This window comes from Rhodopseudomonas sp. (assembly GCF_013377015.1).
Taxonomy (GTDB): domain Bacteria; phylum Pseudomonadota; class Alphaproteobacteria; order Rhizobiales; family Xanthobacteraceae; genus JARJEH01.
On sequence record NZ_JACABA010000001.1, the window covers coordinates 1,265,380 to 1,283,901 of the forward strand.

General features: G+C 64.5%; 20 protein-coding genes. 18 read left to right on the top strand and 2 right to left on the bottom strand.

Annotated features, from left to right (window positions below):
• Nucleotides 1–15 precede the first annotated feature (15 nt).
• From trpS to trmB, 14 genes are all read left to right on the top strand, one after another.
• Complete coding sequence (gene trpS, locus HXX15_RS06065) at nucleotides 16–1,062, top strand: tryptophan--tRNA ligase (protein WP_296513699.1); 1,047 nt, start codon at nucleotides 16–18, stop codon at nucleotides 1,060–1,062.
• Nucleotides 1,063–1,306: 244 nt separating this feature from the next.
• On the top strand, nucleotides 1,307–1,801 hold the full coding sequence (locus tag HXX15_RS06070; RefSeq protein ID WP_296513701.1) for a universal stress protein: 495 nt from the start codon (nucleotides 1,307–1,309) through the stop codon (nucleotides 1,799–1,801).
• A gap of 127 nt (nucleotides 1,802–1,928) precedes the next feature.
• Nucleotides 1,929–2,495 (top strand): NifU family protein, encoded by a 567-nt coding sequence (locus HXX15_RS06075; protein WP_296513704.1) that lies wholly within the window; start codon nucleotides 1,929–1,931, stop codon nucleotides 2,493–2,495.
• A gap of 140 nt (nucleotides 2,496–2,635) precedes the next feature.
• Complete coding sequence (gene tsaB / locus HXX15_RS06080; protein ID WP_296513706.1) at nucleotides 2,636–3,334, top strand: tRNA (adenosine(37)-N6)-threonylcarbamoyltransferase complex dimerization subunit type 1 TsaB; 699 nt, start codon at nucleotides 2,636–2,638, stop codon at nucleotides 3,332–3,334.
• A gap of 10 nt (nucleotides 3,335–3,344) precedes the next feature.
• Entirely contained in the window at nucleotides 3,345–3,830 is a 486-nt protein-coding gene (rimI, locus tag HXX15_RS06085) for a ribosomal protein S18-alanine N-acetyltransferase (RefSeq protein WP_296513708.1), read from the top strand.
• Between the two features lie 67 nt (nucleotides 3,831–3,897).
• Complete coding sequence (locus HXX15_RS06090) at nucleotides 3,898–4,329, top strand: Fur family transcriptional regulator (RefSeq protein WP_296513710.1); 432 nt, start codon at nucleotides 3,898–3,900, stop codon at nucleotides 4,327–4,329.
• 8 nt (nucleotides 4,330–4,337) lie between these two features.
• A complete protein-coding gene (locus tag HXX15_RS06095) occupies nucleotides 4,338–5,021 on the top strand; it encodes an HAD family hydrolase (RefSeq protein WP_296514860.1) in 684 nt (227 codons plus the stop codon).
• 106 nt (nucleotides 5,022–5,127) lie between these two features.
• Entirely contained in the window at nucleotides 5,128–6,528 is a 1,401-nt protein-coding gene (gene miaB, locus HXX15_RS06100) for a tRNA (N6-isopentenyl adenosine(37)-C2)-methylthiotransferase MiaB (RefSeq protein ID WP_296513712.1), read from the top strand.
• Between the two features lie 4 nt (nucleotides 6,529–6,532).
• The gene (locus HXX15_RS06105; RefSeq protein ID WP_296513714.1) at nucleotides 6,533–7,591 is read left to right on the top strand and encodes a PhoH family protein; all 1,059 of its coding nucleotides are present in this window, start codon (nucleotides 6,533–6,535) and stop codon (nucleotides 7,589–7,591) included.
• 68 nt (nucleotides 7,592–7,659) lie between these two features.
• A complete protein-coding gene (gene ybeY / locus HXX15_RS06110) occupies nucleotides 7,660–8,169 on the top strand; it encodes an rRNA maturation RNase YbeY (RefSeq protein WP_296513716.1) in 510 nt (169 codons plus the stop codon).
• 1 nt (nucleotide 8,170) lies between these two features.
• Nucleotides 8,171–9,304: a hemolysin family protein gene (locus HXX15_RS06115; RefSeq protein WP_296513718.1), complete on the top strand. Its 1,134-nt coding sequence runs from the start codon at nucleotides 8,171–8,173 to the stop codon at nucleotides 9,302–9,304.
• Entirely contained in the window at nucleotides 9,301–10,905 is a 1,605-nt protein-coding gene (gene lnt / locus HXX15_RS06120) for an apolipoprotein N-acyltransferase (RefSeq protein ID WP_296513720.1), read from the top strand. Before HXX15_RS06115 ends, lnt begins: the two co-directional genes overlap by 4 nt.
• A gap of 201 nt (nucleotides 10,906–11,106) precedes the next feature.
• Nucleotides 11,107–11,526 (top strand): helix-turn-helix domain-containing protein, encoded by a 420-nt coding sequence (locus HXX15_RS06125; RefSeq protein WP_296513722.1) that lies wholly within the window; start codon nucleotides 11,107–11,109, stop codon nucleotides 11,524–11,526.
• Nucleotides 11,527–11,637: 111 nt separating this feature from the next.
• Nucleotides 11,638–12,378, top strand: coding sequence for a tRNA (guanosine(46)-N7)-methyltransferase TrmB (trmB, locus tag HXX15_RS06130; protein ID WP_296513724.1), 741 nt, complete (start codon nucleotides 11,638–11,640; stop codon nucleotides 12,376–12,378).
• A 15-nt stretch (nucleotides 12,379–12,393) separates the two neighbouring features.
• Here trmB and HXX15_RS06135 read toward each other — a convergent pair whose 3' ends face one another.
• Complete coding sequence (locus HXX15_RS06135; protein WP_296513726.1) at nucleotides 12,394–13,242, bottom strand: phytanoyl-CoA dioxygenase family protein; 849 nt, start codon at nucleotides 13,240–13,242, stop codon at nucleotides 12,394–12,396.
• 96 nt (nucleotides 13,243–13,338) lie between these two features.
• Complete coding sequence (locus HXX15_RS06140; protein WP_296513729.1) at nucleotides 13,339–14,424, bottom strand: DUF2336 domain-containing protein; 1,086 nt, start codon at nucleotides 14,422–14,424, stop codon at nucleotides 13,339–13,341.
• Nucleotides 14,425–14,920: 496 nt separating this feature from the next.
• Between HXX15_RS06140 and rimP the strand changes: the two genes are divergently transcribed.
• From rimP to HXX15_RS06160, 4 genes are all read left to right on the top strand, one after another.
• On the top strand, nucleotides 14,921–15,703 hold the full coding sequence (gene rimP, locus HXX15_RS06145; RefSeq protein WP_296513731.1) for a ribosome maturation factor RimP: 783 nt from the start codon (nucleotides 14,921–14,923) through the stop codon (nucleotides 15,701–15,703).
• 2 nt (nucleotides 15,704–15,705) lie between these two features.
• Complete coding sequence (gene nusA, locus HXX15_RS06150; RefSeq protein WP_296513733.1) at nucleotides 15,706–17,319, top strand: transcription termination factor NusA; 1,614 nt, start codon at nucleotides 15,706–15,708, stop codon at nucleotides 17,317–17,319.
• 16 nt (nucleotides 17,320–17,335) lie between these two features.
• Nucleotides 17,336–18,076 (top strand): RNA-binding protein, encoded by a 741-nt coding sequence (locus HXX15_RS06155; protein WP_296513735.1) that lies wholly within the window; start codon nucleotides 17,336–17,338, stop codon nucleotides 18,074–18,076.
• 16 nt (nucleotides 18,077–18,092) lie between these two features.
• Nucleotides 18,093–18,522: translation initiation factor IF-2 associated domain-containing protein (locus tag HXX15_RS06160; RefSeq protein ID WP_296513737.1), on the top strand; the 430-nt coding region annotated here is incomplete at its 3' end.

Below are 18,522 nucleotides of genomic sequence, written 5' to 3' on the forward strand. Positions count from 1 at the left end.
CGCGGGAACAGCATCATGACGATCGAACGGGTTTTCTCCGGCGTTCAGCCGACCGGCAATCTGCACCTCGGCAACTACCTCGGCGCCATCGTGAATTTCGTCAAACTGCAGGCGACGCATAATTGTATCTATTGCGTGGTCGACCTGCACGCCATCACCGTGCCGGTCGCGGTGTGGGGCGGCCCGAACGAATTGCGGCGCAACACCCGCGAGGTGACCGCGGCCTTCATCGCCGCCGGGATCGATCCGAAAAAGCAGATCATCTTCAACCAGAGCCAGGTCGCCGAACACGCCGAACTGGCCTGGGTGTTCAACTGCGTGGCGCGGCTCGGCTGGCTGAACCGGATGACCCAGTTCAAGGAGAAGGCCGGCAAGGACCGTGAGAACGCCTCCATTGGACTATATGATTACCCGGTACTGATGGCCTCCGACATCCTGGTCTACCGTGCCACCCATGTGCCGGTCGGCGAGGACCAGAAGCAGCATCTCGAATTGACCCGCGACATCGCCCAGAAGTTCAACAACGACTTCGCCGAGTCGATCGCCGCCAATGGTCACGACGGGGGCTATTTCCCGATGCCGGAGCCGGTGATCACCGGCGCCGCGACCCGGGTGATGAGTCTGCGCGACGGCACCAAGAAAATGTCGAAGTCGGATCCGTCGGATTATTCGCGGATCAACCTCACCGACGATGCCGAGGCGATCGCGCAGAAGATCCGCAAGGCCAAGACCGATCCGGAGCCGCTGCCGTCGGAGGAAAAAGGCCTCGAGACCCGTCCCGAAGCCGACAATCTGGTCGGCATCTATGCCGCGCTGGCCGACAAGCCGAAGGCCGAGGTGCTGCGCGAATTCGGCGGCGCGCAGTTCTCCGGCTTCAAGTCCAGCCTGGTCGATCTCGCGGTCGAAAAGCTGTCGCCGCTCGCCGCCGAGATGAAGCGGCTGAGCGCCGATGCCGCCTATGTCGATGCGGTGCTGGCCGACGGCGCCGACCGCGCCCGCGTGATCGCGGCGGAAACCATGGGCGCGGTGAAGGACATCATGGGAATGGTTCGCAAGAAGTAGCCGCCACCGGTCATTCCGGGGCGCGAGCAGCGATAGCTGCGAGCGAGCCTGGAATCTCGCTCCACACGACCGGCCACATCACCTGGCGCAAGATTCCGGGTTCGCTCGGCCTGCGGCCTCGCGCCCCGGAATGACTCACACCACACCGACGCAAGTCGGGGGCGCCTCCGCTTGTGGAGCGATGCCGTGCCGTGCCAGCATGCCGCAGTGGCGCGGGCGCGCGCGGTTCGGCATCGGGACGTGCATGACCACTCAGCGGCAAAGCTACCGGCCGGGCCACCGGCCTAAATGTCTGGTGATCGTCGATGAGACCGCCGAATGGGATCGCGCGGTGTATTACGCGAGCCGCTGGGCGGTGCGGGGCGGCGGCGGCGTGGTGATGCTGCGGGTGATCGAGACGCTCGACCGGAACCAACAATGGCTTGGTGTCGCCGACGTGATGCGCGCGGAAGCGATCGAAATCGCCGAGACCGTGCTCGATCGCGCCTCCGGCCGCGCCAACGGCATCGCCGCGATCACCCCGGAACGGGTGATCCGCGAGGGCGATCCGGTTGCCCAGATTCTCGACGTGATCGACAAAGACGTCGACATCGCGCTCTTGGTGCTGGCGGCAGGCGACGGCCCGGAAGGCCCAGGCCCGATCATCACCACCATGGTCCGCAGCCTCGGCAGCTTCCCGATCCCGGTCACGATCGTGGCCGCCAGCCTGACCGACCAGGATATCGATGCGATGTCTTAACGCACCCCAACGGGGAGGCGACCGCCCGACGCATGATGGCTCCCCCGCCTTGATCGTGCGTTCCGGATCGCCATCTGCTAAGGAAGCCTTACGCCCCGGCCTTGAACCGGCGACGACGGAGAAAATCATGTTCATTCAGACCGAAGCCACGCCGAATCCCGCCACTCTGAAATTCATTCCCGGCCGCGTCGTGCTCGACAGCGGCACCATGGAATTTACCGACCGCGCCACCGCCGCGCGCTCGCCACTGGCCGAGCGGCTGTTCGACGTGCCCGGCGTCACCGGCGTGTTCTACGGCTCGGATTTCGTTACCGTCACCAAAGACGACAGCGACTGGCAGCACCTGAAGCCGGCGATCCTCGGCGCTATTATGGAACACTACATGTCCGGCGTGCCGATCATGGCCGACGGCCGGGTCGACGGCGACGAGCCGTCCGAGGACGACGAGTTCTTCAGCCCCGCCGACGCCGAGACCGTCGACATGATCAAGGACCTGATCGAGACCAGGGTCCGCCCGGCGGTCGCCAATGACGGCGGCGACATCACCTTCCGCGGCTTCAAGGACGGCATCGTCTATCTCAAGATGCAGGGGGCCTGCTCCGGCTGCCCGTCGTCGACCGCGACTCTGCAGCACGGGATCCAGAACCTGTTGAAGCATTTCGTCCCCGACGTGGTCGAAGTCCGCCCGATCTGAACCACACCGCTGCCTGTCGATTGTGCGCTGCTAATGCAGCGTGCAAATTTGTGCATTGCGCCAGAGGTATTTCGGAAACACTTGCCACAAATTTGCCACAAGGCCTGACGCGGCCTTGGCGTTGCTGCTAGACTACCCGGATGTTGATCCTCGCCATCGATACCGCGCTCGACGCCTGTGCCGCCGCAGTGCTGGATACCGACGCCAACCGGCTGATCGCGCGAGAATCCGAGCCGATGCAGCGCGGCCATGCCGAGGCGCTGATGCCGATGATCGCGCGGGTAATCACGGCCTCTGGCGTCAGCTTTGCGCAGCTTGACCGGATCGCGGTGACCACCGGCCCTGGAAGTTTCACCGGGCTTCGCGTCGGGCTGTCGGCCGCGCGCGGCATCGCGCTCGCCGCCGGCAAGCCGGCGGTCGGCTTCACCACGCTCGCCGCCTATGCGGCGCCGCTGCTCAGCGAGCAGGGCGGCGGCCCGATCGTTTCGGCGATCGATGCGCGGCACGATCAGGTCTACTACCAGGTGGTCGCCGGCGACGGCACCAGTATGGTGGGGCCACGAGTTGCACCGATCGAGGAGGCGCTCTCCAGGGCTTGCGTCGGCGCGCCGCGACTGGTCGGAAATGCGGCGCAGATTCTGGCCGACCGCTGGCCGGTCGAGGCCGAACCACCGATGCTGGTCGACGCCCAGCCGGCGCCGGATATCGCCTGGGTGGCTTGGCTCGGCGCTGCGGTAAACCCGGACACGGCGCCGGCGCGGCCGTATTACTTGCGTCCGCCTGATGCCAAGCCGCAGGCCGACCCATTGCGGCGATCGCCGCAGCCAGCCGCGGGATAGTGCATCGCTCATGATGGACTGGCTTTCAGAATTTTGGGGCTACGCCGAGGCGCAGGTCGAGGGCGCGACGCTGCGCGACACCTCGACGCTGGCGCAACTACACGGCGCCTCGTTCCACCGCGGCTGGGACGAGGAAGAGTTCGAGGACATGCTGAGCCAGCGCAACACGCTGGTGCATCGGCTGCGCGTCGGTCGCAAGATCGTCGGCTTCGTGGCGTCGCGGATGGCGGCCGATGAAGCCGAGATCCTGTCGATCGCGCTGGCGTCCAGCCATCGCGGCCGCGGGCTGTCGCGTGATTTGCTGCTGACGCATCTCGGCCATCTTGCCGGCCGCGGCATCGTCAAGGTATTCTTGGAAGTCGAGGAAAACAATCAGGCGGCGCTACGGCTATATACCTGGGCCGGATTCGTCGTCGTTGGGCGCCGCGAGCGCTATTACCGGCAACCGGACGGCGAACAATTGAACGCATTGCTAATGCGTCGCGACTTGTCCTAGCCCCAATGGGGTGGCAGAACACATCGCATTGTCGCAAGCCCATTCTCCCATCACGATGTTGAACGCCATGTCCGAGCTCAAGGCCACCGAAATCGAAGCACGCTGTGCCGCCACCGGCATGCGCATGACCGAGCAACGACGCGTGATCGCGCGGGTGCTGGCGGAAGCGGCGGATCATCCCGACGTCGAGGAATTGTACCGCCGCTGCGTCGCGGTCGACGACAAGATCTCGATCTCGACGGTGTATCGCACCGTCAAGCTGTTCGAGGACGCCGGTATCATCGAGCGGCACGATTTCCGCGAGGGCCGCGCCCGCTACGAACAGATGCGCGATAGCCATCACGATCACCTGATCAATCTGCGCGACGGCAAGGTGATCGAATTCACCAACGAGGAGATCGAGAAGCTGCAGGCCGAGATCGCCCGCAGGCTCGGCTACAAGCTGGTCGATCACCGTCTCGAGCTGTACTGCGTGCCGCTGGAAGACGACAAATCCTGAACTCGCAGATCCCGAGCGCGCGCGTCGATCTGGTCATCTTCGACTGCGACGGCGTGCTGGTCGATAGCGAAATCATCTCCTGCCGCGTCCACGCCGAGACGTTGACCCGCCACGGCTATCCGATCAGCGCCGAACAGGTCGCCGCACGATTCCTCGGCCGTTCAGGGCGAGAGGCGCGCCGCGAAATCGAAGCCGAGCTGGGCCGCGCTTTCAGCGACGATCTCGAAGTCGAGCTCAAGGACGAGCTGTATCGCAGCTTTGCCGCGACGCTGCAGCCGATCACTTTCATCGCAGAGGCGCTCGATGCGATCGCGCAGCCGGTCTGCGTCGCTTCTAGCGGTTCGCAGGAGCGAATCAAAATCGCGCTGACTCGGGTCGGGCTGTACGAGCGATTTGCGCCGCATCTATTTTCCGCCGAGCACGTGCGCCACGGCAAGCCGGCACCGGATCTGTTCCTGTTCGCCGCCGAGCAAATGCACGTTGCACCGGCGCGCTGCGTGGTGATCGAGGACAGTGTCCCCGGCGTGATCGGCGCCGCCGCCGCCGGCATGACGGTGCTCGGTTATCACGGCGGCAGCCATTGCCAGCCCGATACCGCGGCGGCGCTGCGTGCCGCCGGCGCCGCGGCGAGCTTCGATGATATGCGGCAACTGCCTGCAATGATTGAGCAAATCCAGCGCGAGCCGGCCTGAAGGAGCGGTCCGGCAGTTCCGGCGAGATGCTGGATTTCCCGGGCCTAACCCTGTAATTCAGCACCGCGCCGTATCGACGCCGCTTTATCACGCCATTGTGGGTTCCATGGATCAGCCGCGCAAGCTGCACATCAAGTCATTTGGCTGTCAGATGAATGTCTATGATGCGCAGCGCATGGTGGACGTGCTGACGTCGCAAGGCTTTGTCGAGACCGCAAGCGCGGATGATGCTGACCTGGTGATTCTCAACACCTGCCACATCCGCGAAAAGGCGTCGGAGAAAGTCTACTCCGAACTCGGTCGGCTGCGCGTCGCCAAGGACGAGGCCGCCCGCGACGGCCGCCGGGTCGAGATCGTCGTCGCCGGCTGCGTGGCCCAGGCCGAAGGCCAGGAGATCATTCGCCGCCAGCCCGCGGTCGATGTCGTGGTCGGCCCGCAAAGCTATCACCATCTGCCGCAACTGCTGGCGCATGCGAAGACCCACGGCCGCGCGCTGGAGACCGAGTTTCCGGTCGAGGACAAGTTTGGCTTCCTGCCCGAGCCGTCGCGCGACGCGATCCGCGCCCGCGGCATTTCATCCTTCGTCACCGTGCAGGAGGGCTGTGACAAGTTCTGCACCTTCTGCGTGGTACCCTATACCCGCGGCGCCGAGGTCTCGCGCCCGGTGACGAAGATCGTCGACGATGTGAAGCGGCTTGCCGATAATGGCGTTCGCGAAATCACCCTGATCGGCCAGAACGTCAATGCCTATCATGGCGACGGGCCGGACGGACGGCCCTGGCCGCTCGGCCGCCTGCTTGGCCATCTGGCCACGATTCCCGGCATCGTGCGGCTGCGCTATTCGACCAGCCATCCGCTCGACGTCGATGATTCGCTGATCGAGGCGCACCGCGATTTGCCGGCGCTGATGCCGTTTGTGCACCTGCCGGTTCAGTCCGGTTCGGACCGGGTTTTGGCGGCGATGAACCGCAAGCATAGTGCCGACGATTATCGCAGGGCCGTCGAGCGATTCCGCAAGGCGCGGCAAGACATTGCTTTTTCTTCGGATTTCATCGTGGGCTTCCCTGGGGAGAGCGAGCAAGATTTTGCCGCGACGCTCGCGCTGGTCACACAAATCAGCTACGCTGGGGCATATTCGTTCAAGTATTCGCCGCGGCCCGGCACCCCGGCGGCGGAGATTCGGGAGACGGTGTCAGCGGCGGTGATGGACGAGCGATTGGGGCGGCTCCAGCAGTTGATCGACAGTCAGCAATCGGCCTTCAATTTGGCTGCGATTGGAACCACGGTCGACGTGCTTTTCGAGCGCGCCGCGCGTAATGAAGGCCAGATCGTCGGCCGTACCGCCTACCTGCAGCCCGCGCATGTCATGGCGCCGCCGGACATCATCGGTCGGGTGCTGCCGGTCAGAATCGAAAACCTCGAGCGCTATAGTCTGCTGGGAACGCTCGACGCCCCGCAGACCGGTCCGGAATCGCCAGCGCCATCCGCAATGTCCACGGGAGCCTGAACCCTTGCCACCAAAAAGCGCAACGGATTCGCCTTCGCTCGCTCCCCGCCGCAAACTCGACCGCGACAGCCAGACCCCGCCCGAGACTCAAGTTGTCGTCGCCTTCGACGACAATCGCGCCGCCTCGGCGCTGGTCGGCCCCTATGGACAGAACCTCGCGCTGATCGAACGCAGGCTCGCGGTGGTGGTGGATTCCCGCGGCAATCACATCACCATCGCCGGCTCCCGCGAGGGCTGTGACGCCGCGCGGCGAGTGCTGGAGACGCTCTATGGCCAGGCGGTCGAGGGCAGTGATCTGGCGCAAGGCGACGTCGAGGGCGCGATCCGCGCCGTGATCGCGCAGGGCTCATTGTTCGAATTCGACGCCAAGAGCGCGGCCTCGGCGTTCGAAGCGATCAACCTGCGCAAGCGTCCGGTACGCGCCCGCACGGCGGCGCAGGACAGCTACATTCGCGCGCTGAAGCGCCACGAGCTGGTGTTCGGCATCGGTCCGGCCGGAACCGGCAAGACCTGGCTCGCAGTGGCGCAGGCGGCGCAATTGTTTGAACGCAAGGAAGTCGACCGCATCATCCTGTCTCGTCCGGCGGTGGAAGCCGGCGAACGGCTCGGATTCCTGCCCGGCGACCTGCGCGAAAAAGTCGATCCTTATTTGCGCCCGATCTATGATGCTTTGTACGATCTGATGGATTCGCGGATCGTGGAGCGCGCGCTGCAGACCGGCGAGATCGAGATCGCGCCACTGGCTTTCATGCGCGGCCGCACCCTGACCAATGCCGCGATCATCCTCGACGAAGCGCAGAATACCACCTCGATGCAGATGAAGATGTTTCTGACCAGGCTCGGAGAGAACAGCCGGATGATCATCACCGGCGATCCGAGCCAGGTCGATTTGCCCCCCGGTCAAACCTCGGGCCTCGCCGAAGCCGTCAGGCTGCTCGACGGCGTCGAGGGCATCGCGCAGGTTCGATTCACCGCCGACGACGTGATCCGCCACGAACTGGTGGCGCGGATCGTCGCCGCTTACGAGGGATTGCCGCAGAAGCCGGCAACCGGCCGGCCTTGACCCACACCACACGCTCTGGGAGCGGCTGCGACCAATTCGGGCCGGCTCCGGAAAGTAGTTTCGGACCAATGCAGCGCTTCGCTCTTCCCGCAACGGAAGTCCTCATCGTCGCCGAATGTTGGCAGGCCGAGCCCGAGGCCGAAGCAACGGTGCTGCGCGCCATCGCCGCCGCCGCCGAGACGGTCGATGCCGACACCGGCGACGCCGAACTCGCGATAATGCTGACCGATGATTCCGGAATCCGCACCCTGAACGCCAACTGGCGCGGCATCGACAAGCCGACCAATGTGCTGTCGTTTCCGGCGTTGCAGCCGCCGGGCGGGATAGAACCGGACGACGCGCCGCGGATGCTCGGCGACATCGCCATCGCCTTTGAGACAGTGCGGCGCGAGGCCGACGACGAACAAAAGCCGTTCGTCAACCATCTGAGCCATTTGGCGGTCCATGGCTTCCTGCATCTGGTCGGCTACGATCACGAAACAGAAGCCGAGGCCGAGGCGATGGAAAACGTCGAGCGCCAAATTCTCGCCGGGCTCGGCATTCCTGATCCTTATGCGGATCAGGATCGGGTGAGCTGACATGCCTGACGGCGACCCAGCCCAGACCCCGGACACCGCGCACGGCCAGGCCAACCTGCCGGCGGTGGTGCATCAGGGCGAGCTGCTGCGCCCGGCCGGCGAGAACTGGCTGATCCGCGCGATTCGCTCGCTGTTCGGCTGGAAGCCCGGTTCGGTGCGCGACGACCTGCAGGTGGTGCTCGACGCCAGCCCGCCCGACGACACCGGCTTTTCGGCGATCGAGCGCACCATGCTGCGCAACATCCTCAGCCTGCACGAGCGGCGAATCGCCGACGTGATGGTGCATCGCGCCGACATCGTCGCGGTGAAGCAGGACATCACGGTCGGCGAATTGATGAGCCTGTTCGAAAGCGCGGCGCATTCGCGCCTGGTCGTCTACAACGAGACCCTCGACGATCCGGTCGGCATCGTCCACATCCGCGACCTGCTCGCTTTCATGACCGCGCGGGCGCGCGACGAAGTCCCCAGCAAGGCCAAGCGCAAGAAGCCGTCGCCCGCCGGGCTCGATCTGCGCGCCATCGATCTCAAGCAGCCGCTGGTCGACAGCGGTATCATCCGCAAATTGCTTTACGTGCCGCCGTCGATGCGGGCGATCGATTTGCTGGCGCAGATGCAGGCCGCGCGGATTCATCTGGCTCTGGTGGTCGACGAATACGGCGGCACCGACGGACTGGTCTCGATCGAGGACATCGTCGAGCAGATCGTCGGCGAGATCGACGACGAGCACGACAGCGCCGAGCCGCCGTCGATCGTGCGGCAGGCCGACAATTCCTTCATCGCCGATGCCCGCGCCAGCCTCGAGGACGTCCGCTCGGTGATCGGAGAGGAGTTCGTCACCGGCGAGGCCGGCGAAGAAGTCGAGACGCTCGGCGGCTATCTGGTCACTCATGTCGGGCGCCTGCCGGTCCGCGGCGAGGTGATCTCCGGTCCCGGCAATTTCGAGATCGAGGTGCTCGACGCCGACCCTCGACGGGTCAAGCGGTTGCGGATCGGAATCCGCAAGGAACGCCCCGTGGCGCGGCCGCGGGAACCGCGTCGGCGCGAATCGCCGACCGACGGCGCCTCGCCCCAGACCAACGACAACGCCAATCCGGCAAATCCAGCGGCACCCGGCGAAGGAGCCGGTTCGTCGTGACGCCGCCGCCTGCGATTCGCCGGATCGGGCCCGGAATCATCCTGGCGTGGGGCTGGAAGCGTGCCGCCATCGCGTTGGTCGCCGGCGCGCTGTCGTCGCTGGCGATGGCACCGTTCAACGCCTGGCCGATCCTGTTTCTGACCTTCCCGGCGATGGTCTGGCTGATCGACGGCGCCGGCGCTGGACGATGGCGCGGCTTGCCGGCAGCGGCACTTTCGGGCTGGTGGTTCGGTTTTGGTTACTTCGTCCCGGGGCTTTACTGGATCGGCTACGCATTCCTGGTCGACGCGCAGACTTTCGCCTGGCTGTTGCCGGCCGCGGTTTGCGGGCTTCCGGCCTATCTCGCGCTGTTCACCGCGTTCGGTTTCGCGCTGGCGCGACTGATCTGGACCCGGGACGGTTCGCGGGTACTGGCGCTCGCGGTCAGCCTCACCCTGAGCGAATGGTTGCGCGGCCACGTCCTGACCGGCTTTCCGTGGAATGCCTTTGGATACGCGCTGACCGAACCGCTGGCGCTGGCGCAAAGCGTGTCGCTGATCGGCATCTGGGGCCTGACCTTTCTCGCCGTCGCGATTTTCGCTAGCCCCGCGGTGCTGATCGACGGTGACGCGCGCCGTCGCTGGCTCGCGCCGGTGGCGGCGCTCGGCCTGCTGGCGGCGATGGGAAGTTACGGCGCGGTGCGGCTGCAGGGATCGCCGACGCGGCTGGTGGACAAGGTCAAACTGCGGATCATTCAGCCGAATCTGCCGCAGGACGACCGTTTCAACTATTCCGCCAAGGCGGAGGTGATGAAGAAATATCTGACGCTGTCGGATCGCGCCACCGGGCCACAATCCACCGGCGTGCGCGACGCCACACTGCTGATCTGGCCGGAATCGGCGTTTCCATTCTTCCTGGCACGCGAAGCTGACGCGATGGCGCAGATCGCCGAACTATTGCCGAAAGGTACCGTGCTGCTAACCGGATCGGTGAGACCGCCGGAGGTGCCGCCGGGAACCCGGATCACCCGCGCCTACAATTCGATCTACGCCATCGACCACGACGGCAGCATCCTCGCCGTCTATGACAAGCTTCATCTGGTCCCATTCGGAGAATTTTTGCCGTACCAGAATTTGATGGAAAAGATCGGGTTCGTCCAACTCACCAAGGTGCATGGCGGCTTCATTCCGGGGCTGCGCCGCAAGATCATCGGCCTGCCGAACGCCCCGCCGATGCTGCCGCTGATCTGCTACGAGGCGATCTTCCCCGACGAAATCGTCTCACGCGACGATCGTCCCGGCTGGATTCTCAATCTCACCAATGACGGCTGGTTCGGAATCTCGAGCGGTCCCTATCAGCACCTGCAGCAAGCCCGGGTCCGCGCAATCGAACAGGGGCTGCCGTTGGTGCGCGCCGCAAACACCGGGGTTTCCGCTGTGATCGATCCGCTCGGGCGAATTGTGACGCGACTTGGGCTCGGTGTCGAAGGCGTCTTGGACGCGGGCCTGCCCGCGGCAATTCCGCCCACGGTTTATATGAGTGCTGGTGATATCCCCGTTGCGATCCTTGTCTGCGTTGCGATGATGCTTGTAATGCGGCGCAGATTCGCCAGACTACCGTGATAATATGTATTACATCCACTCAACCGCAGATTAAGTTGGAGGAAATACGCACGCATGTATCATGAAATTTCCTGTCGGCGGAAATTAACGGCGATTACGCTTCAGGTTCTAAGACATTTGACGGCTCCAATATTTAAGGCGTATTCCAACCAACATGCGCGAATTGTTTGCGTCTGCTAATGTGCCTAAGGAGTGAGTGAGATGTCGACCAAAGCGCCCAATCCTGTTGACAAATATGTCGGCAGCCGTGTGCGCATGCGCCGCATCATGCTGGGCATGAGTCAAGAAAAACTGGGCGAAGCGCTGGGGCTGACATTCCAGCAGGTTCAGAAGTACGAAAAGGGCACCAATCGTGTTGGTGCCAGCCGTATTCAACAGATTTCGGAAATCCTGCAGGTGCCGGTTTCCTTCCTGTTCGAAGGCGGCCCGGGCGGCGGCCTGGCTAACAGCAACGGTTTCAGCGAAGCCCCGTCGCCGGCCTATGTTTCGGACTTCCTTGCAACTTCCGAAGGTCTGGCACTGACGCGCGCATTCACCCGCATCACCGACGCCAAGCTGCGCCGTAGCATCGTCGATATGGTCGAACAGATCGCCGCGCGTGAGGCACCGGATCGCCGCTGAGGCGGCGTCGCGTGCATAAGCATCACGTGGTATAATCTGATCTTATCGGACGATGCGGATCACGCTTATCGCGCATGATCGTCATATTGATATTTCCGGATCAGAACTTCGATGACCTCGCCCCGCAGCAAACCGTATCCGGATTCGGCCGGCGATCCAGCCGCAGCGCGCGCCCTCGGCTCGTTCTTCGGACGACGCAAGGGACACAAGCTGCGGTCGCATCAGGCTGACCTGATCGCGGAATTGCTGCCCCGCCTCGCGCTCGACATCAGCGCGGCAAGCCCCGCGGCGATCGCCACACTGTTCGATCCACCCGTCGCCGGGGTTCGGCTTGAAATCGGATTCGGCGGCGGCGAACATCTGATCGCCGAAGCGTTGGCGTTTCCCGATCTCGGGTTTATTGGCTGCGAGCCTTACGTCAATGGCATGGCAAAGATTCTGGCGCAGATCGAAGCCAACCAGATCGGCAATATCCGGCTATTCGCCGGCGACGCCGCCGAACTGCTGGCCTGGGTGCCGCCGCGTTCACTGAAGCGGATCGATCTGATCCACCCCGATCCTTGGCCGAAGCGCCGACACTGGAAGCGGCGGTTCGTCCAGAACGCGACCGTCGGCGCGATGGCGCGGGTGCTGGAGCCCAATGGCGAATTCCGCTTCGTCTGCGACATCGACGATTACTCCGCCTGGACGCTCGCGCATCTGTTGCGTTCGCCGGACTTCGAATGGCTGGCGGAACGCGCCGATGACTGGCGCCAGCCATGGCCGAACTACACCATGACGCGCTACGGCCGCAAAGCCGAGCGCGAGGGCCGCAAGGCCGCGTATCTGCGCTTCCGCAGATACGCGGAGTAGTTCGATCGCGATCGCCTATTGCTTCGCCGCCTGCGCGTCGCGCGCCTTGCGGATGTCGGTTGCCTCCCACACCATCCGCTTGCCGCGCTCGCGGCCGAGCAGTTCGATCGGATCGCGGTTGTCGATGTGGCCGAACTGTCCCTTGTAGACGCCGTAGCCGCACAGTTCCTGCAGCCGGCGCGGGAACCGCTGCGCGGTCTCGCGCGGAATCCCGAGCTGCAGATTCTCCTGCTGCCGCATCCAGCCCCAGCAATAGGCGCAGGAAAACGCGAAGCGGCGCGCGTCCGAATTGTTGGCGCCGCCGCCGTGCCACAGCGCGCTGTCGAACAGCATGACGCTGCCCGCAGGCATCGTCGCCGTCACCGTCTCGTAGTCGCGGCCGTATTCCGGCGAGGACGGCAATTTGTGGCTTCCAGGAATGATCCTTGTCGCGCCGTTCTCCGCGGTGAAATCGGTCAGCGCCCAGATCGCGTTCAGCGTGATCGGAATATGCGGGCGCGGCAGCGGAATCATCTGGGTGTCTTCATGGATCGGCTGGGCTTCCTGACCAGGACCGAGCACCAGCGACACGAACGACGACAGCAGGCATTCCTTGTCCAGCACCTTCTCGACCAGCGGCAGCACGTGGTCGTGCAGCGGCACTTCCCAGAACACGTCGTCATAGGTCAGAAGATTGTTGATGCGGACGGTCTTGAAGCCTTCGAACGAAGTCTTGGCCGGCCCGAGATTGTGGTCGCGCTCGATCCGCAGCAGCGCGGCTTTCAAAGCCTCGACCAGCGCCGGATCGACCGCCCGCTCGATCACGGTGTAGCCGTCGTCGCGAATTCGCGCCGCGTGAGAATCAATATCCGCCTCGCCCAGCATGCGTCCTCCACGACAATGGCGCTGTTTCGCGCCGTTGCCCCAGCATAGAAGGAATCGGACAGGCTTGTCAGCCGCGCGTTGCGGGCGGTGCAGTGGTTATTCGTAGGACTGCCGGCTGCGCCAGAAATTCAGTACCCGTTGCGCGGTGGCGGGCGCCAGTCGCTCGAAATTCAGCCGCGCTTCCTCGATGTCCGGTGGCGAAGGCATCCGGTCCGGACCGGTCCGCAACCCGATCATGGCGCGCGCCGTGGGCCATCCGAAGCCGAGCGCCTTGCCCAGAACCAGGATCGGATCGTTTCGTTCTCCAACCAGCAGCTGGTCGAGCGTCGAGAGCCGGACCGCCGACAGCGCCGACAGCGCAGCGACCGTTTCCTCGTATTGAAACGACGTCGCAAAGCCCCGTACCGTGGCTTCGTTCAGGCCGCCGGTATTCAGCAGCGCCACCACCGCACGCTGCGCCGGTCCGAAGTCGCGCTGCACTGTGGGTTGGGTCGGCGCGCCCGACAGCTCGCTCATCGCCCGGTTGATCGCAATCTTGGCGCTCGGCCGCGCAACGTCGAACAGCCGGCGCCGCACCGCGTCGGCCGAACACGCCAGCAAGTCCTTCAACAGCGGCGCCGACAGATCGTCGCGCTGGCCGACCGCGAGCGCCAACACGCCATCCTGCGCCGAGCGCCTGATCAATCCGTTGAAGCCGGCGGTTGAAAATTCCGCGCCAGCGTTGGCGACGATCTTACGGACCACGTCGCGGTCGCCGCGACGCACGATCACATCGGTGACCGGCGGGGCCAGCAGCGGACGTTCCGAAATCGCCATCAGATGCGTCTGACCGCGCAGCCGGGCGATTTCCACCAAAGTGGCTTCGTCGACCATCGGCGAGCGGCGTAGCAGCGGCCCGGCAATGCCGATGTCCTCGTCGCAGACCAGCTGGCGAACCAGCTCGGGCGGCGCGTTGGTCAGCGAGGACAGTCGCGCGGCCAGTTCGCCGCGCACATCGATCTCGGTCTCCGCCACCAACCTGGTTAGAACGCCGTCGAACAGCGCGACATGGTCTGAGCGAAAATGTGCGGCACCCTGGACAAACAATTCGGAAATCTGGCGTACCGCTTCGGCACGACGCAGCGGGTCGCCATGATTGACGACATCGTCGAGACCGGGAACCAGCGCATAGGCAGCCAACATCAGATCAACTCTGCAAGCCGACCTGCAAACCGACCGGCGTTGCCCGCAACCTAATTCGCTGGCGTGAACGAAGGGTTAGGTTTCGAGATCGCTCTCTAACAACTCGCGTTGCGAATCCGCGGGCCGCAACATCGTGCCGCTACTGATCGGCGCCGGTCGCCAGCGGGCTGCCCGAAAACCTCGATTCCTGGGCGATTTTTCGAACCTCCGCGCAGCGATCGGGCAGAATTCACGATCGTCCGCCTCGCAAAAGCACCGGTTCCCGCCGTCCTGGCCCTTGCTGCTCGGCGTGAAAACGGCTATATCAAGCACAACTTAGATCTCATATACGACCGCGTATTGAGAGTGGGCCCCTCGGGACCCGCTCTTTTTTATTACCTGAGCGAACCGCACCGAACATGCCGGATCGGCTCGGGCACGACAGCCGCCAGGCCGAAGCCTGCCTGCCTTCCAATACCATTCAAGACAGACCAGTAAGACAAAATTGACCCTGGATATGACCGATCCGATCGCTGGTGCCGTGGAATTCGATCTGCTCGCCGAACCGCGCCTGGTTGTGGAACCCGGCGTGGCGGCGCGGGTATCGGCGGTCGCGGGTCCGGTGTTGCAGGGAATGGGGTACCGGCTGGTCCGGATCAAGGTCTCCGGCGAACTCGGCTGCACGGTCCAGATCATGGCCGAGCGCCCCGACGGCACCATGCTGGTCGAGGACTGCGAGGCGATTTCGCACGCGCTGTCGCCGGTGCTGGACGTCGCCGACCCGATCGAACGCGCCTATCGGCTGGAGATTTCCTCACCGGGGATCGACCGCCCGCTGGTCCGCCGTAGCGATTTCGAGCGTTATCAGGGCTACCTGGTCAAGATCGAGATGGCTGTCGCCGTCGGCGGTCGCAAGCGGTTCCGCGGCCTGCTCGGCCCCATCGAGGGCGACGCCGTGCTGTTGGCGCGCGAAGGCGCCCGCGACGGCGAGGACCCCAACACCTTGTTGCCGCTGGAGGATATTGCCAGCGCCAATCTGGTGCTGACCGACGAATTGATCGCGGAATCGATGCGCCGCGGCAAGATCGCCGAGCGCGAGATGAAGCAGAATCTCGGAATTCTGCCGCCGCCGCCGGCCCACGCCAAAAAGAGCGATCCGACCAAGAGCAACGCGCCGAAGCCGAAGCTGAAGACCGCCGCCAAGGCCGCGCCCAAGGCTCCGCCGAAGAACACCAAGGAACACCGCCTCGCCGCCGAACGTGCCCGGCGCGGCGATTTCGATCCCACTGAAGGAGACTGAGCATGGCCGCTGTCAGCGCCAATAAAATCGAACTTCTGCAGATCGCCGACGCGGTGGCGCGGGAGAAATCGATCGACCGGTCGATCGTGATCGCCGCGATGGAAGACGCCATCGCCAAGGCGGCGCGGGCCCGCTACGGCTCCGAGACCGACGTCCACGCTGAAATCGATCCGAAAAAGGGCGAATTGCGGCTGTCGCGCCACATGCTGGTGGTCGAGCAGGTCGAGAACTCCTCGAACCAGATTTCGCTGAAGGACGCGCAGCGCGCCAATCCCGGCGCCCAGATCGGCGACACCATCGCCGACACCCTGCCGCCCTTGGAATACGGCCGGATCGCCGCACAGTCGGCCAAGCAGGTGATCGTGCAGAAGGTGCGCGAGGCCGAGCGCGACCGGCAATATATGGAATTCAAGGACCGCATCGGCGACATCGTCAACGGCATCGTCAAGCGCGTCGAATACGGCAGCGTGATCGTCGATCTCGGCCGCGGCGAAGCGATCGTGCGGCGCGACGAGATGCTGCCGCGCGAAGTGTTCCGCAATGGCGACCGGGTCCGCGCCTATATCTTCGACGTCCGCCGCGAAACCCGCGGTCCGCAGATCTTCCTGTCGCGCACCCATCCGCAATTCATGGCCAAACTGTTCGCCCAGGAAGTGCCGGAAATCTACGACGGCATCGTCGAGATCAAGGCGGTCGCCCGCGACCCCGGCTCGCGCGCCAAGATCGGCGTGATCTCGCGGGATTCCTCGGTCGATCCGGTCGGCGCCTGCGTCGGCATGCGCGGTTCCCGGGTCCAGGCCGTGGTCAACGAGCTGCAGGGCGAGAAGATCGACATTATCCCGTGGTCGCCCGATATCGCGACCTTCGTGGTCAATGCGCTGGCGCCCGCCGAAGTATCGAAAGTCGTGATCGACGAAGATCGCGAGCGGATCGAGGTTGTGGTTCCGGATACCAATAACCAGCTGTCTCTTGCGATCGGACGCCGCGGCCAGAACGTGCGGCTGGCCTCGCAGCTCACCGGCTGGGACATCGACATCCTGACCGAGACGGAAGAGTCCGAGCGTCGCCAGGCCGATTTCGAGAATTCCACCCGGGTGTTCATGGAATCGCTGAACGTCGACGAAGTGGTCGGCCAATTGCTGGCGTCTGAAGGCTTCACCTCGGTCGAGGAACTGGCGCTGGTCGATGTCAGGGAACTGGCCGGCATCGAAGGCTTTGACGAGGAGACGGCCAACGAACTGCAGAGCCGCGCCCGCGAATATCTCGAACAGCTCGAATCCGAGCTTGAAACGAAACGTAAGGAACTCGGTGTGGAAGACGCTTTGAAGACCGTGCCCGGCGTGACCTCGAAGATGCTGGTCAAGTTCGGCGAGAACGAGATCAAGACCGTTGAGGATCTGGCGGGTTGCGCCACCGACGACTTGGTCGGCTGGAGCGAGCGCAAGGAAGGCGCCGAGCCGGTCAAGCATCCCGGCATTCTCGACGCCAGCGAAATCTCGCGCGAGGACGCCGAGCACCTGATCATGCAGGCCCGCGTCATCGCCGGCTGGATCACCGAGGCCGATCTTGCCAAGGCCGCGGAGCCGGCCGAGGCCCCCGAAGACCAGCCGGTTTGAGGACGGTGTCGCCCGCATGCTTGCATTCGCCGACCAGGCAGATCTCGACAACGGACCGCGGACCCACAAGTCCGCGACCGAGCGGATGTGCGCGGTGTCGCGGCAAGTGCGGCCGATCGACGAACTGATCAGGTTCGTCGTCGCGCCCACGGGCGAGGTGGTTGCCGATCTGAAGCGCAAGCTGCCGGGCCGTGGCCTTTGGGTCTCGGCCTCGCGCAAGGCGGTGGCCGAGGCGGTCAGGCGCAATGTGTTCGCCAGGGGCTTCAAAACCAACGTCAAACCCGCGCCGACGCTGGCGCAGGACACCGAAACCATGCTGGTGCGCGGCGTGCTGGACGCGCTGGCGATGGCAGCGAAGGCCGGCCAGGTGGTTTCCGGCTTCACCCGGGTCGAGGGAGCGCTGGAGAGCCGCCAGGCCGTGGCTCTGATCCACGCCGCGGATGGCGCAGCGGACGGAATTCGTAAGCTGGGCGCCCTGGCGCGCCAAAATGACGGGATTGCGACCGGATCGCGCGATTTTCCGGTTGTAACCGCGTTGACTTCGGCAGAATTGGATTTGGCATTGGGGCGGTCAAATGTGATACATGCTGCCCTGCTCGCAGGCTCGGCCGGCCAAACGTTCCTGTCGCGCTGCCAGATCCTGGTCCGATACCGGCTGGCGGACGACGGCAATGCGGATACTGCCACGGCCAGGGCACCGACGAACACGCCGACAGACGTTGCTGAAAAAGACTGTGCGGTTACGCACAAGGTTTAGAGATTGGGACTACTGAATGGTTGATACGAAAACTCCTGGCGACAAGACTCTGAGTGTGCCGACCAAGACCTTGACGCTGAAGCCGCGCGTCGAGCAGGGCGTCGTGCGCCAGAGCTTCAGCCATGGCCGTACCAAACAGGTGGTGGTCGAGAAACGCGGCAAGCGCCGGATCGGCGGCGACGCGCCGGGCGAGACCGCTCCGCCCGCACCCGAACCGGTCGTTGCGAAGCCGGCAGCACCGGTTGCCCGCGCCCCGATGTCGCGTCCGCCTCAGTCCGCCTCGCCGCGCAGCGGCTCGGGCGTGGTGTTGCGCACCCTGACCGAGGACGAGCGTAGCGCGCGCGCCAGCGCGCTGGCAGATGCGCGGCTGCGCGACGTCGAAGAGCGCCGCCTCGCCGAAGCCGAAGCCGCCCGCCGCAACAGCAAGGAAGGCATCGAGCAGGCCG

What these genes read in the sequence shown, in the direction of transcription:
- trpS (WP_296513699.1), top strand. Translation starts at nt 16, where the DNA reads ATGACGATCGAACGGGTTTTCTCCGGCGTTCAGCCGACCGGCAATCTG.
- HXX15_RS06115 (WP_296513718.1), top strand. Translation starts at nt 8,171, where the DNA reads ATGCCTGACGGCGACCCAGCCCAGACCCCGGACACCGCGCACGGCCAG.
- HXX15_RS06125 (WP_296513722.1), top strand. Translation starts at nt 11,107, where the DNA reads ATGTCGACCAAAGCGCCCAATCCTGTTGACAAATATGTCGGCAGCCGT.
- HXX15_RS06070 (WP_296513701.1), top strand. Translation starts at nt 1,307, where the DNA reads ATGACCACTCAGCGGCAAAGCTACCGGCCGGGCCACCGGCCTAAATGT.
- nusA (WP_296513733.1), top strand. Translation starts at nt 15,706, where the DNA reads ATGGCCGCTGTCAGCGCCAATAAAATCGAACTTCTGCAGATCGCCGAC.
- rimP (WP_296513731.1), top strand. Translation starts at nt 14,921, where the DNA reads ATGACCGATCCGATCGCTGGTGCCGTGGAATTCGATCTGCTCGCCGAA.
- HXX15_RS06090 (WP_296513710.1), top strand. Translation starts at nt 3,898, where the DNA reads ATGTCCGAGCTCAAGGCCACCGAAATCGAAGCACGCTGTGCCGCCACC.
- tsaB (WP_296513706.1), top strand. Translation starts at nt 2,636, where the DNA reads ATGTTGATCCTCGCCATCGATACCGCGCTCGACGCCTGTGCCGCCGCA.
- rimI (WP_296513708.1), top strand. Translation starts at nt 3,345, where the DNA reads ATGATGGACTGGCTTTCAGAATTTTGGGGCTACGCCGAGGCGCAGGTC.
- HXX15_RS06155 (WP_296513735.1), top strand. Translation starts at nt 17,336, where the DNA reads ATGCTTGCATTCGCCGACCAGGCAGATCTCGACAACGGACCGCGGACC.
- ybeY (WP_296513716.1), top strand. Translation starts at nt 7,660, where the DNA reads ATGCAGCGCTTCGCTCTTCCCGCAACGGAAGTCCTCATCGTCGCCGAA.
- miaB (WP_296513712.1), top strand. Translation starts at nt 5,128, where the DNA reads ATGGATCAGCCGCGCAAGCTGCACATCAAGTCATTTGGCTGTCAGATG.
- trmB (WP_296513724.1), top strand. Translation starts at nt 11,638, where the DNA reads ATGACCTCGCCCCGCAGCAAACCGTATCCGGATTCGGCCGGCGATCCA.
- HXX15_RS06135 (WP_296513726.1), bottom strand. Translation starts at nt 13,242, where the DNA reads ATGCTGGGCGAGGCGGATATTGATTCTCACGCGGCGCGAATTCGCGAC.
- HXX15_RS06140 (WP_296513729.1), bottom strand. Translation starts at nt 14,424, where the DNA reads ATGTTGGCTGCCTATGCGCTGGTTCCCGGTCTCGACGATGTCGTCAAT.
- HXX15_RS06075 (WP_296513704.1), top strand. Translation starts at nt 1,929, where the DNA reads ATGTTCATTCAGACCGAAGCCACGCCGAATCCCGCCACTCTGAAATTC.